Genomic DNA, 15,934 nt, shown 5'->3' with positions numbered 1-15,934 from the left:
GACTATACGATTTTTGTTTACAGCTTGTGGAAAATGTTGTACAATATTCTTACAATAGAAGATTGGCTAGGGGCGCTTAATGGCTGAGAGGATTTATTCCAACCCTTACACCTGATGTGGGTAATTCCACCGTAGGGAAGCTTTGCAGAGTTAGGAAAAAGCTTACCGTTGGTAAGCTTTTTTGTATGATTGGACGAATTGGCTGTGAGTTTTATAAAAAATGAAAAAGGGGAAAACAGAATGAATTATACCACACAAATGGATGCTGCCAAAAAGGGAATCATTACGGACCAAATGCGGACTGTGGCCAAAAAAGAAAACATGGAGGCAGCGGTTCTAAGAAATTTAGTGGCAGAGGGGAAAGTGGTCATTCCTGCCAATAAAAATCATACCAGCCTGGATCCGGAAGGTGTAGGAGCGGGATTACGGACAAAAATCAATGTGAATCTGGGAGTGTCGAAAGACTGCTGCGATATTGACGGCGAGATGGAGAAGGTTAGGAAGGCAATTGAATTAAAGGCAGAGGCTATCATGGATTTAAGCTGTTACGGACAAACTCAATCGTTTCGGCGGAAATTGGTTGATTTTTCATCGGCTATGATCGGCACTGTGCCGATGTATGATGCGGTCGGAATGCTGAATAAGGATTTGAAAGAGATTACTGTGGATGAGTTTTTCTCAGTGGTGGAACGTCATGCCGAAGACGGTGTGGATTTTATGACCATTCACTGCGGCATGAACCGGAATACCGCCGAACGGGTGAAGAAAAACAAACGGCTGACCAATATTGTTTCCCGGGGCGGTTCGTTGCTGTTTGCCTGGATGGAGCTGAATAAGAAGGAAAACCCGTTTTACGAATATTATGATCGGCTGCTGGATATTTGCGAAGAATATGATATTACCCTGAGCCTGGGGGATGCCTGTCGTCCCGGATCGACCCAGGATTCTACCGATGCGGCTCAGATTGAAGAGTTAATTACATTGGGCGAATTGACCAAACGGGCCTGGGCCAGAAATGTCCAGGTTATGATCGAAGGCCCCGGACATATGGCTTTGAATGAAATTGCCGCCAATATGATGCTGGAAAAGAAATTGTGCCATGGAGCGCCGTTCTATGTGCTGGGGCCATTGGTGACGGATATTGCTCCCGGTTACGACCATATTACCAGCGCTATCGGCGGTGCCATCGCCGCTGCCAGCGGCGCCGATTTTCTTTGTTATGTGACGCCAGCCGAACATTTGCGGCTGCCCAACCTGGATGATATGAAGGAGGGGATTATTGCCGCCCGGATCGCGGCGCATGCGGCCGATATTGCCAAAGGAATACCCGGCGCACGGGACTGGGACAACGCAATGAGCGCCGCCAGAACCGACAGCAATTTTCCCCGGATGATTGAACTGTCCATTGATCCGGAAAAAGCCGGACGCTACCGGGCGGAATCGAAGCCGGAATGCGAAGATACCTGTACCATGTGCGGTAAGATGTGCCCGATGAAGAATATGAAAAAGATATTAAACGGCGAAGCAATCAGCCTGAAATAAGTGAGAAAGGAGCCTCTGCAGTGAGCAGGGGTTCTTTTTTTTTTGCCGCTGCTGTCATGCTGGGAGCAGCGGTAAAATATAACATAGGGAGGTGGGTGAGGCGAGTGAAGCGAGGCTTCGTGCTGCGAAGCGCCTGGAGAATTGGCCGGGCTTACTGGCTTTCAGCGGAGAAGCTGTCGGCATGGCGGCTGCTATTGCTGGTGATTGGCTTGAATTTAGGGGTCGTGTACATTGCCGTACAGTTGAATGTGTGGCAGGGATTTTTCTATCAGGTCATTCAGGACTATAATTATGACGGATTTATGGATGCGATTGTGAGGTTTGCCGGGCTGGCCGGATTGTTTGTGATCGTAAAAGGGTATCAGCTGTATGCCCGGATGCTGCTGCATATTCATTGGCGCCGCTGGCTGACGGATTATTACTTATCCGACTGGCTGGGGCAAAAAACGTACTACCGCTTGCAGCTTATCGCCGGGAATGCGGCGGATAATCCGGATCAGCGGATTAGTGAGGACATTGAAATGTTTGTTCATCTTACTCTGCGGCTTACCTTGGATTTCCTCCAGGATGCGGCGACAGTTTTTTCTTTTGTTCTGATTTTATGGGATTTATCCGGGGTGATCTTTTTATCGGCGGGAGGGCTGGAAGTACCGATTTACGGCTATTTGGTTTGGGCGGCTTTGGTTTATGCGATCATTGGTACTTACTGGACAGTAAAGATGGGGCGGCCGCTGGTCAGGCTGGATTATGATCAGCAGCGCTATGAAGCCGACTTTCGCTATAGTCTGGTGCGTGTTCGGGATCATGCGGAGAGTATTGCTTTATATGGCGGCGAGTTGCAGGAAAAAAGAAACTGTCTGCAGCAATTCAAACAAATCGTTTTCAATTATACTCACATTATCCGGCTGCGCAAAAAGTTGATGTGGCTGACGACAGGCTATTCCAAAATTGGCGTGATTTTTGCCGTGCTGGTTGCTTCACCCCGTTATTTTCGCAATCAAATTCATTTGGGCCAAATGTTTCAAATTATTGACGCCTATAATCAGGTTCAAACCGGGTTTTCGTTTATCATCGACAGTTTCACCCGCTTGGCCCAGTGGCGTGCTGTCGTCAACCGGCTTAATAACTTTTTGGTGTATATGGAGGCGGTTCGGCAAGAAGAAACTCATTATAAAATGAAACGGCAGTACAAGCAGGAAGAGAAGTTTGCCGGGGATCATGTTACTGTTTTTCGACCGGATGGTTATCGCCTCATACAGGATATGACCGTCAGCTTTCGGCCGGGAGAGCGGCTGTTGGTCGCCGGCCCTTCCGGCTGCGGCAAAAGCACACTGCTTCGGGTGCTGGCCGGACTTTGGCCTTATGCTGACGGATGTATCCGGGTCCCCAGGGGAGCAAAGGTTTTGTTTATACCCCAGCGCCCCTATATGCCGGTGGATCAGTTTCGCCGGGTTCTGCTGTATCCGGGAGCAGCCAGGCCGGTAGAAGACAGGGAGCTGCTGGAGCAGTTGGCAGACTGCCGGTTACCTTATTTAGCGGATAAACTGGAACTAACAATGGATTGGGGCCAGGTTCTTTCTCTGGGGGAGCAGCAGCGGATCGCTTTCGTACGGATGCTGCTGCTAAAACCGGACTGGCTATTCCTTGACGAAGTAACTTCCGCGCTGGACGAAGCTACGGAGCGATGGGTATATGAATTGCTGCTGGGGAAATTGCCGCGAACGGCAGTGATTAGTGTAGGTCATCGTCCTTCCTTGCAAAAATACCATTCTCGGCGGCTCCAGCTTGACGGCCAGGGTGGCTGGAAGCTGGAAAAGATACTGAAAAAAGGCTGAGGGATGATATCTCTCAGCCTTTTTTCAGAAAACAAGCTATTCCCGGTGACCGTATTTATATTTTTGTCCGGCTTTTGTCGGCATATAGTTATAGTCATCGTCATCATCATCGTCCCGGTCATCGGCGCCTACATCAAAGGTTAGTCCCGTTACGCCGGAATAAGGATGAGAGTGGTTTAAATCTACGGAGGTGACTCCCTGAAAATAATGGCAATGGCGTCCGTCGGGCTGAACTTGAGCGGGTCCGCTTTCTACTTCATAGGAATGCCAGTGATCAATATGAAAGTCGGTCCGGCCTTTAAGAACATGTATATGCGATCCGTCGGCTGTAATTTTTGGACCGCTTACACTCATAATTACATGCTGATGGTCGTTGGCGACGCCGGTTTGGGTTGAATAGCTGTGTACATGCACCAAATGATAGTTGCAGAGCTTTTTTCTTTCCTCTTGCTCCATTCCCCTAACCTCCTATACGTTTCTCTCTAATATTAGTATTCGGCTGGTCATGAAATGGTGAGTGGAAACAAAGAAATTGTGTAATAATTTTCCGTTATTTTGTTCAGCCTATAATATATGCATTGAGGGGAGGCCGTCGGTTTATGGAATGGCAGGGAATATTTCGTGATACATGGCAAACTGCCATGGTGTTTTTTAGTTTATTAATTTTTACCCGGATATTGGGTAAAACCCAAGTGGGACAATTGACTTTTTACGAATATATTAGCGGTATTACTATTGGTTCGATTGCCGGCAGTATTCTCTCCACAGATCCGGAAAAGTTATGGAGCCATTATTATGATTTGGTGTTGTTTATTGTTCTTACCTATTCTTTATCCTTTGTTACGATAAAAAGCCGGCCGCTGCGAAAAATAATTGAAGGTTCACCGACGGTTGTGATTAAAAGCGGGCATATCATCGCGGAAAATATGCGGGGCATGCGGTTTGACCTGGATGAGTTAAGCGGCAAGCTGCGGGAGAAAGGAATATTCGATGTGTCCGAGGTGCAATACGCTATTGTGGAAACAACCGGGGAATTAAGCGTGATCAAGAAATCGGACTATCAGCCGCTGACTAAGACCGACTTTAACATTCATTTGGCTGATCCTGCTTTACCGGTGGAGATCATCATGGACGGACAAATCATTGAAGAAAATTTAGATAAGCAAAACCGTTCCCGGGCCTGGCTGGAACAGCAGCTGGTGGATCGCAATATCGCTCATCCCTCCCAGGTGACTTACGCGGTGATTGATTCCAAGGGCCAGCTGTTTATCAGCAGCCGGAGAAGTCCGGCAGGGGAACGGAATCAGTCTTCATCCCAGGAGAAAACGGATTAATCGGGATCAGCAGCGGTTTGGCTGGAACGCCGGTATTTCAATAAGTCAACAAAGGCTTCCAAACGGGTCATTAACCCGGCTTCGCCGGATTGTTCATCGAAAGTCAGCGACAGCACAGGGATATTTGCGTCGCTGCTGACTTTAGGCAGGATGTTTTTCGCAACTATTTCAGGCATACAGGTAAAGGGAAATATATGAATGACGCCGTCGAAGTTTTTCCGGCCCATATTGACCGTATGACCAATGCTTTTTAAGCTGTGACCGCCTATGGTGTGGCGAAGATATGGCTGTGCTAAAGCGGCAAGGTGCTGAAATAGTTTTAGATATTCTTGTTTTCTGAACAAATGACCATTTACATAATCGCTGAGAAACATGGTTTGATGTACTTCTACTCCCATGTTTCCCAAATGACTGGCTAAGTCCTGGTTCATAAAAGGTTCCAGCATGACATAAATTTCGCCCACGATACCGATCCGCAGCGGCTGAATGCCGGAGCGGAGTTTGACGCTGTCCAACTTGCTTTCCGTTTCCTGCCGGACGGCGGCTAATGCTGTCAGAGTTTCGGCCGTGTCGATTTCCCGGACTCCTTGCAGTCGGACAGAATCCGCCTCTCCCGGATTTATTTCCCGCGGCTGCAGGCGGTATACTTTTTGCTGCAGACTATCCAGTGTATTCATTTTGGCGGTTGCCAGACGAAAGGCCGAATAGATATTCGGCAGACTCTGCTTAGGCGCGACCCGGTGCAAGTTTTTTAAGATATTGGTGATAGCGGGCTCGACCACAATCATATCAAACCGAAACCCCAGATCTTGAAGAATGCTCCGCTGTATTTCGGCGTAGTAGCCTAACCGGCAGGGGCCGACCCCGCCGCAGGTCACAATGGTATCGGCCCCTTGTTCAAGGGCTTCGATAAAGTTTCCTACATTCACTTTAAACGGGAGGCAGACGGTCTCCGGGGAATATTTCATGCCAAGTTCCAAGGTTCGCTTGGAAATCGGCGGCGGAACGGATACTTGGCGTCCAAGACCATTAAATAACGTTTTCAGGACGATGCTCATATCTCCCATGTGGGGGAAAGTAATCAACATGGCTGCCGCCTCCGGCTCAGCATGTCGGTAAAGGCTTCCAGCCTGGTTACAAAGCCGGCTTCAGCCGTATGTTCATCTACTGTTAATAGCATGCAGGGGATATTGAGTGCATGAGCCCGCCGCTTTATCAGTTCACCGATTAAGGCATCCGGCCCGCAGGCAAAAGAAGTCATAAAAATCAGCCCGTCAACCGGAGGTGTTGACTGTATCAAGGTCAAGGCAGCACCGGCCATATGGTGGCTGTTCGACCAAAAAATTTTTTTGTTTAGTGTCTTAGCAGCAGCGGCGGCCTGGCAAAGGCTGACCATATCAGGTGTAATCACTTCAAAGCCAAGGTTGCTCAGCTTGTCAATTACATTCATGCTGATTTGATGATCGTGGATGATGTAGGAATGGCCGATCAGGCCGATTCGCTGCCGGTCTGTCCGGCAGGGACAAAAAAAAGGCTGCTCCCTTCGGTGGTTCTGCCAGGCGTTATGCCAGGCATACAGGCTGAATAGCGGATTTTTCCCCAGCCTGCGGCCCGCGGCTATAACCGCCTGATACAGGCTGCACCCATTTTGGTGAAGGTTTACATTTATATCCAGCAGCGGCGGCAGCTGCTCCATATTGCTGTGTAAAATATCCGGCATGCCGATAATTTTGGGGCAGCAGTATTGTCTGGCGGCAACACTGATGATCCGTGGGGTGAATAAATAATCGACATTCCTGGCGGCTAATTCATAAATGTGTCCGAAATAAACTTTCACCGGCAGACATACATCATCCAATACGCTGCCGCAATCCAGAGTTGCTTTGGAAGTATCGCCGGTAACGACAACTTCAGCCCCCAGTCCCTGCAAAAATCTTTCCCACAGTGCTCCGTACTGGTAGTAGAGTAATCCTCGCGGTATACCGATTCGTACCGTCAAATTTCATTCGCCTCTTTCTGAATAGCAATATTCATATTATTTACATATTCAGTAATTTATATAATTGCCTTGGTGCAAAAGCGGCATTATTTTTTTGTTAAAAGGGCATAATAATAGAGTTCGCCGTGTCAAAGGAGGAATCGGAATGGAAGTTTTCCTGGGAATTGATGTTGGTTCGGTCAGCACCAATGTCGCCATGCTTGGCAATCAAGGGGAAGTAATCGATACGTTATATATACGGACGCAGGGCCGGCCGATTGAGGCTGTGCAAAATGGTCTTAAGCAGATCAGGGAGCATAATCCCGGCGTGACGGTTTCCGGCGTAGGGACAACCGGCAGCGGCCGGCATTTGGCAGGAGTCGTCCTTGGGGCCGATTCCGTTAAAAATGAAATTACCGCCCATGCGGTGGCGGCTATGCATATTGTGCCTGACGTACAGACGATCCTTGAGATCGGTGGCCAGGATTCTAAAATTATCATTATCCGTAATGGCGTCGTCACTGATTTCGCTATGAATACAGTATGTGCCGCCGGAACGGGATCATTTTTGGATCAACAGGCGGCGCGGCTCAATATGCCGATTGAGAATTTTGGCAGCCGCGCTTTAGAGTCAACGACGCCGGTGCGTGTTGCCGGGCGCTGTGCCGTATTTGCCGAGTCGGATATGATTCACAAACAGCAGACCGGACATCAAATTGCCGATATTTTAAACGGTCTGTGCCAGGCATTGGTACGCAATTATTTAAATAATGTCGGCAAGGGCAAGAACATTCAGGCTCCTATCCTGTTTCAGGGCGGGGTAGCGGCGAATCAGGGGATGAAGCGGGCTTTTCAAGAAGCTCTTGGCTGTCCGGTTGTTGTTCCGCCCCATTATAATGTTATGGGCGCTATTGGCGCTGCTCTTTTGTCGAAAGAGCAGGTTAGCGAAGAGCGGCCAACATCATTTCGCGGCTTTGATTTAGTTGATTACAGTTTTATTCCCCATAGCTTTGAATGCAGTGGCTGTCCGAATTTGTGTGAAGTAATAGAGCTGCAAATTAATAATGAAATAGCGGCCCGCTGGGGGGATCGCTGCGGCAAATGGAGTAATAAAGTACCTGGCAGCTAAGAGAAACGTAAGGCATCTTTCCGTTAAAGAGAGATGCCTTACTGGATTTTCAAGAGCGATGGGCTGTTTCACCAGGCGTTATCAACGCTGGCTAGGCGACCGTAGCAGTCATGAGATTGCTTCGCTGCCGCTCGCAATGACAGAATTTAGTTCCGATTTCCAACTACCAAGTCCAAATTTCCAAGTCCTAAGTTCTAAGTTTCAAGTTCCATGAGCCAATGAGCCAAGAACCATACACACCCCGTCGCTGCGCGCCACCCCAGCTTTGCATAATTCGACTAACGAAACCAAAGTGCGTGGTTTCGAGTCTCATCTATCTTTCTAGAGGGGAATAGAGCCATGAACCAATCCCTATATTCTCTGCGCCGCTTTTCGCTTGATGCAGTCGGCGAAAGCCTCCACCCGGGTAATGATGCCGACGTCGCTGGAGTGTTCGTCGAGGCTTAGTGTCAATAAGGGCATATGATAGTCGGCGGCAATGTTTTTCAGCGCATATTGGGCTACTATTTCCGGTGTACAGCCAAAAGGATAGATATGAATGACTCCGTCATAGCCGCCGCGGGCACAGGCTAAAGCGTTGCCTACGGATTTTAAGCCCTCGCCGCCTACGTGATAGTTTAGATAGGGGCGGGCCTGGCTGAGGCAGTCCTTTTCTTCATTATAAAATCCTAAAGTCTGGAGCAGTGTTTTGGAATAGACCCAATCGCCGGTGCAGGCAAATTTTTTGACCTCTATGCCTTGTTTGATCAGCAGATTCTCAATCCTGTGATTGACATGGGGTTCCATTAAGACATAAAATTCACCCAGCAAGGCGACTTTTGCCGGTTGGATTTCCGTAGGACCGGTTATTTTTTGCATTTGGTTTATTACGGTATTGCGGCTGCGGCTGATATCGCTGAATTTGCGGCAGTCCCTGAAAAGCTGCAGCCCATTGTCAAATATATGGATGATTTCTTCGGGATTGGCTGAGCGCGCCCCGTAGAAATTTTTTGCCTCGTTTGTGGCATCGATGGCTTTCAGCATCTGGATTGCTGCGACGATGCTTTTAATAACCGAAAAAGATCCGGCATGAGGCGCCGCCGTGCATAAAAACCGGTGCAGGTCCCGGAAGAGACTGTCTGTATTGATGGTATAGAATTGTAATTGTTTTTTTTCCGCCAGCGTGATTTTTTGTACGGCATTGTAAAACCCCATGCGGCATTTACCGGCACCGCAGATGGTGACTAAAGCGTCGGCTCCCCGCTCAATGCCTTCCAGGAAGTTTCCCATATTGATTTTATACGGCAGGCATACGCCTTCCGGAGAATAAAGCGAGCCTAATTCTATTGTCTTGCGGGAAATCGGCGGCACTTCGGCGGTTTCAATTTTAAGGTCACTGAGCATTTTTGCAATGGGTATGTTCAGATATCCCATATGAGGGTAGGCTACTTTCATGTTTTTCTCTCCATTCCACCAGATCGCAAAAGGCTTCGATCCGTGTCATAAGACCAGCACTTCCCGTATGTTCATCAATACTGATAATAATGTAAGGTTTATCGCTTTTTTTCAATATATGATGTGTTATATATTCATTCATTAGTGAATCAGGGCCGCAGGCGAAACTTGACAGCACAATAATACCGATAACATTCCTTTGACGGCAGAAGAAGTGAGCCGCTCCGGCAATCTTTGCCGACAATTGCCAGTAGATATCCGGTTCAAATATTTTAGCCTCAGCGTAGAGCGCTTTATTGTCCACATGTTCCGGCGTGACAACGGCAATCCCGCGAGAGGTCAGCATATTCATGATATCATGGCAGAAAAAGGCGTCTTTTACTAAATAGCTGTGGCCAATAACAGCGATGCTGCGCTTGGAGAGCGTATTGCCGGAGGTGTTGTTTTTCCATGATTTCAGTGAGTGACGGTAGGAGAAATAGCCAGGTACAGCGGATAGTCCAATAGACCGGCAGGTATCCTGCAGGGCTTGCAGCTGCTTTACCGGCGACTTATGTTCGATATTGGGAGAAATCAGCTGATCGGAAGACAGCCGAAAGGTATTTTGCACGATATCAGGCAGCCCGGCGAATTTAGCGCAGAAGTGAAAATTAGGGTGGTATTGGGCAATCCGGGGGACAAAAATATGGCTGCATTCTGGGAGTAAAGCGTCGACATGGCCTAAATATACCTTCAGAGGAAGGCAGGATTCATCCATGGCCAGCAGCGTACCCCGGTTTAGTATTTGTTTATTGGTTTCGCCGGAAAGAACAACAGGAATACCCATATTTTGAAAAAAAATATTCCAAAGGCCGCCGAATTCATGATACAGCATAGCCTGGGGAATACCGACTTTAATTTGCATAGCGGATCATCCTTTAAAGTTAGCTGAGTAAAAGGGAGGCAGCGTATCTACCTCCCTTTTGACTATTGTTGTTGATTTTTCAACTTGTTTTCTGCGGTAGAACTGACCCGGCTGTTTAATTGGGCGATATGACGATCCATATCCTGAGACATTTGCTCGAACATTGCTTTAGCTCCCTGATCATCAGTAGCTGCGGCGAAGGAAGCATAGGTGCCTTTGGCAGATTCCGCTGCGGCAACGGCTTTGTCCAAATCTTTTTTAACAGTCAAAAATGTAGCCCCCTTAGATAATGAATTACGTACCCATGAATAGTATGACCGGTTTGAAATATTTCATAAGTAAAAATTATAGGAAAGCCGGTTATGTTTCCACAGCTACGGCATGGGCGATGCAGGGAATGGATTCTTTTTGCTGGTAGGAAGTCGTGCTGTGCAAACTGCCGGTGCCGATGAGTAAAATTTTTTTCAGTTTGCCTGTCAGCAGCTGCTGATACAAATAACCAGAAAAAACGATGCCGGAGCTGGCGCAGCCGCTGGCACCGGCGTGAGCATCCTGTTCCTCCCGGTAGATCATGCAGCCGCAGTCCTCATAGTTTGACGATATATCCAGGCCTTTCTCCCGGAGCAGGTCAATGACCAGGGCTTTACCGATACTGCCCAGATCGCCGGTAAAGATCATGTCGTAATAAGCGGGCTGCCGTCCCGTATCCTGGATATGCTGATATAAGGTGTCGGCGGCGGCGGGGGCCATTGCCGGTCCCATGGCATTGGGGTCTTTAATTCCCATATCGACGATTTTGCCGATGGTCGCTGCCGTCACTTTCGGTCCGCTGCCGGTCGTCGATAATACGGCGGCGGCGGAGCCGGTGACGGTCCATTGGGAAACAGGCGGCCGCTGGACGCCTTGTTCGGTAGGAAAACGATATTGCCGTTCCGCCGTGTCATGGTGACTGGATACGGCAATGGCGACTTTGTCCAAAAATCCGCCATCCAGCAGGACAGAGCCCAGCAGCATACTTTCGGCCAGAGTGGAGCAGGCTCCGTATAAGCCTAAAAACGGCCTGGCTAAACTTCGCAGGGCGAAATGAGTCGCCATTAATTGATTCAGCAAATCGCCGGCCAGGATGCAATCCACAGCGTCGATGACGCTGCCTTCCTTTTCCACCGCTTTGCGGATGGCCCACTCCAGCATGAAGGATTCGCATTTTTCCCAGCTGTCGTGATGATTCAGATTGTCCTCCATGATTTGATCAAAGTAATCCGTCAAAAATCCCCGGCCTTCCATGGGGCCGACAATATTGGCGGTACTTGTAATAAAGGGCGGAGCTTTAAACAGAATACTTTGGCTCCCTTTCTTTTTGTTCAATATAGCCCTCCTTTATCGTGTCAGCCAGTAAATCAAACCGACAATAAATGCTGTGACCATACCATAGACTAAAACCGGTCCGGCAATTACAAACATTTTCGCGCCTACGCCGAAAATATAGCCTTCCCGTTTAAATTCCATGGCCGGTGCTACGATAGAATTGGCAAAGCCGGTAATTGGGACAATGGAGCCTGCTCCGGCTCGTTTTCCCAACTCGTCATACACTCCCAGACCGGTAAAAAATGCCGCTAGAAAGACAAGAACAGCGGAGGTGGGACCGGCGGCTTCTTTTTGGGAAAATCCCAGACCGACAAAATAGTTCTGGATAAACTGGCCGAAGACACAAATGAGCCCGCCAACGATAAAGGCCCATGTTATATTCTTCAATATAGGCGGTTTGGGATTGATTTGATTGAATTTATTTTGAAACTGCTGCTGGGCTTGCTGCTGCTGTTGCTGATTGGGCATGCTGTCGCCTCCGTTTTATTTATTTTTAGTATGAGCTTTCGGCATGGATACATACATAGAAAATTAAGTGCTGGTGTGCGGCTTTCATTTTTTGCTATACTAGTACTGTTGATTTGTGTTTTGCGGGGGAAGGGAGTTTGTTTATTTATGGGAAATTCATCGCGCTGCAGCGCTTATTTGATTGCGCTTTTGGCTGCCGGTCATTTTTTTAGCGATTTTTATGTGACCTTTTTACCGGGATTGCTGCCGGTGGTGATGGAAAGGTTGGGATTATCACTGACACTAAGCGGGCTGCTGGTAATGGTTTATTCCTTTGCTTCCAATATCATTCAGCCGGTTGTCGGCTACTTTATTGATAAAAGCGGCTTGTCCTGGCTGATTCTGGTGACAATTCCCGTCAGCGCGCTGTTTATCTGTCTGTCGCCGATTGCCGGTAATGTCGCCATACTGTTCCTTTTTTTTGCTCTCAGCGGTTTGGCTGCCGCAGTGTTCCACCCGCTGGCGTCGGCATTGCTGGTAAAAGCGGCGATGGGGGAAAATAGAGGACTTGCCATGTCTTTTTTTATTGGCGGCGGCAATGTAGGTGTTGCAGCGGCGCCTTTGGCGGTAATTTTATTTTTGACGCGGTATCCGGCCGAACAGCTGGTGTGGTTGGCTGTTCCCGGAATTTTACTTACGGTTGGCTGCTATTTTGCCGGAGTTCACCGGATACAGCTGGTTTCGTCCGGTAAAAAAAAGAGCGTCCCTGCTGGTGGTATTCCTTGGTATCGTTCGGTCAATTTGCTGAAGCTGAATGTTGTAATGGGGCTGCGGTCATGGCCCCAGAATGCTGTTCCTAACTTTTTGGCCGTATGGCTCATACAGCAAGGCCAGTCAACAGCCCTGGCAGGAATTATGCTGACAGTGTTTTTTTTCGGCGGTGCGGTGGGCAGTGTTTTCGGCGGCTATCTTGGCGACAAGGTCGGCCGGAAAAATTGTATTATCGGCTCCCTGGCGGTATGTATTCCGGCACTTTATTTCTTTCTCATCAGTAAGGATGCTTCCATTTTCACCTGGGCGACTTTATTTTTAAGCGGCGCCAGCTTGCAAAGTACACTGCCGTCTTCCATTGTGTGGGCACAGGATATGCTGCCGTCCAATGCGGCCATGGCTTCCGGCATGATGCTGGGATTATCCTACGGCCTAGGCGGAGTTGGAGCGGCAATTACCGGAGCGGCAGCGGACGTGATCGGACTTGAGACGGCCCTGCTGTGGTCGATCGTGCCGCTGGTCGTCGCTATTGGGATTGCGGCGGCAATTCCGGAAAAGAAATGTTTACCGGTAGAAACGTCTTTGTAATAGGGAAAAGGTGATTGAATGATAAATTTGCCGATTGAATCGATTTTGCCGGAATTGAAGGATACCCTGCGAATTCATAAAAATGTGGTTTTGTCTGCTTCGCCGGGAGCGGGAAAGACGACCAGGGTTCCTTTGGCATTGCTGCAGGAATCCTGGCTGGAGGGGAAGCGGATTTTGTTGTTGGAACCGCGTCGCCTGGCAGCTCGCGCCGCTGCCAGGTATATGGCGGCCGCATTAGGAGAAAGTGTGGGTGAAACGGTTGGATACCGGATCCGTCTGGATACCCGGATCGGACCGAAAACCAGGATTGAGGTGATTACGGAAGGTGTACTGACCCGGCTGCTCCAGGCCGATCCGGCGCTGGAGCAGGTGGGACTGGTTATTTTCGACGAATTTCATGAGCGCAGCATTCATGCTGATCTGGGACTGGCGCTTTGCTTGCAGTCCCAGGCTCTGCTCCGGCCGGATTTGCGGTTGTTGGTTATGTCCGCTACTCTGGACACGGAATCGGTGGCGACGCTTCTGGGCAATGCTCCGGTGCTGAGAAGCGAGGGCCGGATATTTCCGGTAGAAACTTGCTATTTAAGACGACGCCCGGAGAAAAAGGCAGAAGAAATGGTTGTGGACGCCGTTTGCAATGCGTTGAACAGTACTGACGGTGATGTTCTGGTATTTTTGCCGGGAGCAGGTGAAATTCGCCGGGCAGCATCGCGGCTTAGGGAGAAGAATCTTAGCCGGCAGGTTCAGATTGCGCCCCTTTACGGCAATTTACCGCAGAAGCTTCAGGATATGGCTATTGCTTCCAGCCCGCCGGGGCAGCGGAAGATTGTGCTGTCTACTTCTCTTGCCGAAACCAGCCTTACGGTGGAGGGAGTTCGTGTGGTGATTGACAGCGGCTTGATGCGCGTTCCCCGTTTTTCACCGCGGACCGGTATGACCCGGTTGGAAACGATTCCTGTTTCCCGGTCATCGGCCGATCAGCGCCGGGGCCGGGCGGGCCGCTTAGGTCCGGGCAAATGCTTCCGGCTTTGGACAGAACAGGATAACCAGCATCTGTCGCCTTGCAGTACGCCGGAGATCTTGGCGGCGGATTTAGTGCCGCTGGCGCTGGAGCTTGCTTTGTGGGGGGTAGCGGATCCGGCGGAACTGTTATGGCTGGATTGTCCGCCATCGGCTGCTATTACTCAGGCCCGGGAATTATTAAGTCAGTTAGGGGCCCTAGACCGGGATGGAGTCATTACGGCTCACGGGCGGTGTATGGCCGGATATGGCCTTCATCCTCGGCTGGCGCATATGATTCTGACGGCAGTTCCTTTGGGACTGGGCGGTTTAGCCTGCGAATTGGCGGTTGTTTTGAGTGAACGGGACTTATTCCGGGGAGAAGGTCTTTCCCGGGATGACGATTTGCGCCTGAGGGTCGAAACGGTTCGGCAGTTTTCCCGGAATAAGAATGAGCGGCTTGCTGCCGGCCATGAGATCGATCCGGCGGTTTACCGGCGGATCTGCGCCGAAATTCGCTACTGGAAGCAGGCTTTTGCCATTCCGCCGGCTGAGGGCGGCGGTGTGGAACATTGCGGCTTGCTGCTGGCATTTGCTTATCCTGACCGGATTGCCCAGGGCCGGGGAGACGGCCGGTTTTTGCTCAGCAATGGCCGGGGAGCGGTCTTTTCCCAAAGTCAGCCGCTCTCCCATGCGCCTTACTTAGTTGCTGCGGAATTGGCTGATCAGGGAACAGAAAGCCGCATCCTGCTGGCGGCGCCGTTGGAACTTGCCGATATAAAGCGGTATTTCCCTGAGCGGATTGTGATGGATAAGGCAATTGCCTGGGATCGTAGCGCCCAGGCAGTTCGGGCCCGCCAGTCTGAGAGGCTGGGGGCGATCCTGTTAAATGAGACTTCCATCCCCGATCCTGACCGGGAGGAGGTTCGGGCATCCCTGCTGTGGGGAATTACAGAGGAAGGACTGCAAATTTTACCCTGGAATAAGGCCGCCTGCCAGATTAGGCAGCGGCTCAGGCTCATGGGACAACTGGGAGAGGGTTGGCCGGATGTGTCGGATCAGGCTCTCCTGGCGACGGTTGATAAATGGCTGGCTCCTTATTTATATGGTTTTACCGGGAGGGAAGATTTGCAAAAAATTCAGCTCGCCGCTGTTTTCCAGGATATGCTTAGCTGGCAGCAAAGGCAGAAGCTGGATGAATGGGTTCCCACGCATATCCTTGTTCCCAGCGGACAGCGCATTCCCATTGACTATAGCGATATTTCCTGTCCGGTATTGGCTGTGAGACTGCAGGAAATGTTCGGTCTCGACGAAACTCCCGCCATCGGGGGAGGAAAAGTGATTCTGACACTGCATCTGCTGTCGCCGGCTCATCGTCCGGTGCAGGTGACCCGGGATTTGGCCAGCTTTTGGCGTCAGGCTTATTATGAGGTGAGAAAAGACCTTATGGGACGCTATCCCAGGCATTATTGGCCGGATGATCCGCTGCAGGCTGTTCCGACGAATCGCACCCGGCCACGTCATTAGACGAGCAGCCTTATATGATACGGATTGTTTTATTGAAAACCTCGGCAGAGGTTCTTTTTTTTTGCCTGGCTGAAGCAAACA

The 15,934-nt window shown here is 49.8% G+C and carries 14 protein-coding genes and 1 riboswitch; of the genes, 6 read left to right on the top strand and 8 right to left on the bottom strand.

Annotated features, from left to right (window positions below):
• Nucleotides 1-58 precede the first annotated feature (58 nt).
• Nucleotides 59-155, top strand: a riboswitch (TPP riboswitch).
• Between the two features lie 85 nt (nt 156-240).
• Together thiC and ABFC84_09100 are read left to right on the top strand one after the other, a co-directional pair.
• The gene (gene thiC, locus ABFC84_09105; protein ID MEN6412902.1) at nt 241-1,542 is read left to right on the top strand and encodes a phosphomethylpyrimidine synthase ThiC; all 1,302 of its coding nucleotides are present in this window, start codon (nt 241-243) and stop codon (nt 1,540-1,542) included.
• A complete protein-coding gene (locus ABFC84_09100) occupies nt 1,485-3,377 on the top strand; it encodes an ABC transporter ATP-binding protein/permease (GenBank protein ID MEN6412901.1) in 1,893 nt (630 codons plus the stop codon). The genes thiC and ABFC84_09100 overlap by 58 nt, the downstream gene beginning before the upstream one ends.
• 36 nt (nt 3,378-3,413) lie before the next feature.
• Here ABFC84_09100 and ABFC84_09095 read toward each other — a convergent pair whose 3' ends face one another.
• Nucleotides 3,414-3,833 (bottom strand): YmaF family protein, encoded by a 420-nt coding sequence (locus tag ABFC84_09095; GenBank protein ID MEN6412900.1) that lies wholly within the window; start codon nt 3,831-3,833, stop codon nt 3,414-3,416.
• Between the two features lie 143 nt (nt 3,834-3,976).
• On the opposite strand from ABFC84_09095, the gene ABFC84_09090 reads away from it, so the two are divergent.
• Nucleotides 3,977-4,711 carry a DUF421 domain-containing protein gene (locus tag ABFC84_09090; protein MEN6412899.1) on the top strand — a complete coding sequence of 245 codons (735 nt, stop codon included), beginning with the start codon at nt 3,977-3,979 and terminating at the stop codon, nt 4,709-4,711.
• Here the strand turns inward: ABFC84_09090 and ABFC84_09085 are convergent.
• Nucleotides 4,708-5,799 (bottom strand): acyl-CoA dehydratase activase-related protein, encoded by a 1,092-nt coding sequence (locus ABFC84_09085; GenBank protein ID MEN6412898.1) that lies wholly within the window; start codon nt 5,797-5,799, stop codon nt 4,708-4,710. The genes ABFC84_09090 and ABFC84_09085 overlap by 4 nt on opposite strands.
• Entirely contained in the window at nt 5,793-6,710 is a 918-nt protein-coding gene (locus ABFC84_09080) for an acyl-CoA dehydratase activase-related protein (protein MEN6412897.1), read from the bottom strand. Before ABFC84_09080 ends, ABFC84_09085 begins: the two co-directional genes overlap by 7 nt.
• 145 nt (nt 6,711-6,855) lie before the next feature.
• Here ABFC84_09080 and ABFC84_09075 point away from each other — a divergent pair, with 145 nt between their 5' ends.
• Nucleotides 6,856-7,818, top strand: a complete 963-nt coding sequence (locus tag ABFC84_09075; GenBank protein ID MEN6412896.1) for an acyl-CoA dehydratase activase — start codon at nt 6,856-6,858, stop codon at nt 7,816-7,818.
• A 351-nt stretch (nt 7,819-8,169) separates the two neighbouring features.
• On the opposite strand, the gene ABFC84_09070 is transcribed toward ABFC84_09075, so the two are convergent.
• The 5 genes from ABFC84_09070 to spoVAC form a co-directional block, all read right to left on the bottom strand.
• Entirely contained in the window at nt 8,170-9,252 is a 1,083-nt protein-coding gene (locus ABFC84_09070; protein MEN6412895.1) for a hypothetical protein, read from the bottom strand.
• Nucleotides 9,191-10,156 carry an acyl-CoA dehydratase activase-related protein gene (locus ABFC84_09065; protein MEN6412894.1) on the bottom strand — a complete coding sequence of 322 codons (966 nt, stop codon included), beginning with the start codon at nt 10,154-10,156 and terminating at the stop codon, nt 9,191-9,193. The genes ABFC84_09070 and ABFC84_09065 overlap by 62 nt, the downstream gene beginning before the upstream one ends.
• 62 nt (nt 10,157-10,218) lie before the next feature.
• Nucleotides 10,219-10,425 (bottom strand): DUF1657 domain-containing protein, encoded by a 207-nt coding sequence (locus ABFC84_09060; protein MEN6412893.1) that lies wholly within the window; start codon nt 10,423-10,425, stop codon nt 10,219-10,221.
• A 91-nt stretch (nt 10,426-10,516) separates the two neighbouring features.
• On the bottom strand, nt 10,517-11,521 hold the full coding sequence (gene spoVAD, locus ABFC84_09055) for a stage V sporulation protein AD (protein ID MEN6412892.1): 1,005 nt from the start codon (nt 11,519-11,521) through the stop codon (nt 10,517-10,519).
• A 12-nt stretch (nt 11,522-11,533) separates the two neighbouring features.
• The gene (gene spoVAC, locus ABFC84_09050; GenBank protein MEN6412891.1) at nt 11,534-11,989 is read right to left on the bottom strand and encodes a stage V sporulation protein AC; all 456 of its coding nucleotides are present in this window, start codon (nt 11,987-11,989) and stop codon (nt 11,534-11,536) included.
• A gap of 147 nt (nt 11,990-12,136) precedes the next feature.
• Between spoVAC and ABFC84_09045 the strand changes: the two genes are divergently transcribed.
• Both ABFC84_09045 and hrpB read left to right on the top strand, forming a co-directional pair.
• Nucleotides 12,137-13,327 (top strand): MFS transporter, encoded by a 1,191-nt coding sequence (locus ABFC84_09045; protein MEN6412890.1) that lies wholly within the window; start codon nt 12,137-12,139, stop codon nt 13,325-13,327.
• An 18-nt stretch (nt 13,328-13,345) separates the two neighbouring features.
• Complete coding sequence (gene hrpB / locus ABFC84_09040; GenBank protein ID MEN6412889.1) at nt 13,346-15,853, top strand: ATP-dependent helicase HrpB; 2,508 nt, start codon at nt 13,346-13,348, stop codon at nt 15,851-15,853.
• The last annotated feature ends 81 nt before the right edge of the window (nt 15,854-15,934 follow it).

Source organism: Veillonellales bacterium (assembly GCA_039680175.1).
Lineage (GTDB): Bacteria > Bacillota > Negativicutes > JAAYSF01 > JAAYSF01 > JBDKTO01.
This window is presented reverse-complemented; position numbering and strand designations above follow the sequence as displayed.